2 protein-coding genes are annotated in these 906 nt (G+C 62.6%); both read right to left on the bottom strand.

Translation table 11 applies throughout. The features are described 5' to 3' along the window. A partial coding sequence (locus tag V6590_RS20785; RefSeq protein ID WP_335425625.1) for a relaxase/mobilization nuclease domain-containing protein occupies positions 1-734 on the bottom strand: 734 nt, incomplete at its 3' end. Next, the coding region (locus V6590_RS20780; protein ID WP_335425624.1) for a hypothetical protein at positions 727-906 on the bottom strand (180 nt) is incomplete at its 5' end. The genes V6590_RS20780 and V6590_RS20785, both read right to left, overlap by 8 nt.

Below are 906 nucleotides of genomic sequence, written 5' to 3'. Positions count from 1 at the left end.
ATCTCTGCCCGTGAAGGACCATAGGTCAGCAACCCACGTTCGGCCCGCGAGGTCGCATCCAGAAACACACCCTCCTCCGCCGCGATCGCCACCATGCGCGCTTTCATCATGTCGAGGTTGAAGGCATGCTCCTTCGCCATGAAGAACCAGCTGTCATTCAGCGTGCCCCGGTTGTTGACGACCATGTGGACGTGGGGGTGTGCCTTATCGGTGTGGAGGGCGGCGACATAGGACCAGACATCATCCTGATGCTCGCCCGATTGGAACATCTCGAAGGCCCATGCTTCGGCGATCAGCTTCGCCTTCTCTGGACGCACATGAGACGGGAAGCTCATCAGAAGATGGCTGGTATGCCCGTTCTTCGGCGCACCGTGCCAATCCTCGACCCAGTCGCCGACAATCTCATTGCGCTCGTCCCGGGTCAGCCCCTTGGCACCAGCATCCAGCACGACCCCATTGCCAAAGATCGAGGCCGATTTCGAGAACAGATAGTCCATCTGGGCTGCCAGCTCTTTCGCGTTGGCCGTGCCGCCTTTGCCGATCTTCTTCAGCACAGCCGCGTTCGACCCCAGCGAGAACCGCCAGAGCTGGCTGGCACGCGGCGAGAAGCGAAAGCTCTGCCGAGAGGGAGAAGAGGCCCCGGGTTTCACGCGCCCTGACTGGGGGCGCAGGATATCGAGCTCGCCCAGAACTGCAGCTGCAAGCCCGATGGGACGCGACCCAAGCTTAACCATAGCGCGCTCCCTCCCGAGCCTTGACAAACTTGCGAAACAGCGCCACGCCCTGCCGGCGGCGTTCCGCGATGATCTGGCCCAGCACCTTCGCCACCAGTGGCAAGGACCGGCGCAATTCCTCAACCGATGCCCATTGCGCCCGAACCATCGCTGCCCTGCCCCGGTTCGCCGC

The sequence above is a fragment of the Gemmobacter denitrificans genome (assembly GCF_036964905.1).
GTDB lineage: Bacteria > Pseudomonadota > Alphaproteobacteria > Rhodobacterales > Rhodobacteraceae > Gemmobacter > Gemmobacter denitrificans.
Note: the sequence above shows the minus strand (reverse complement) of the source record. Positions and strands in the feature narration are given on the sequence as shown.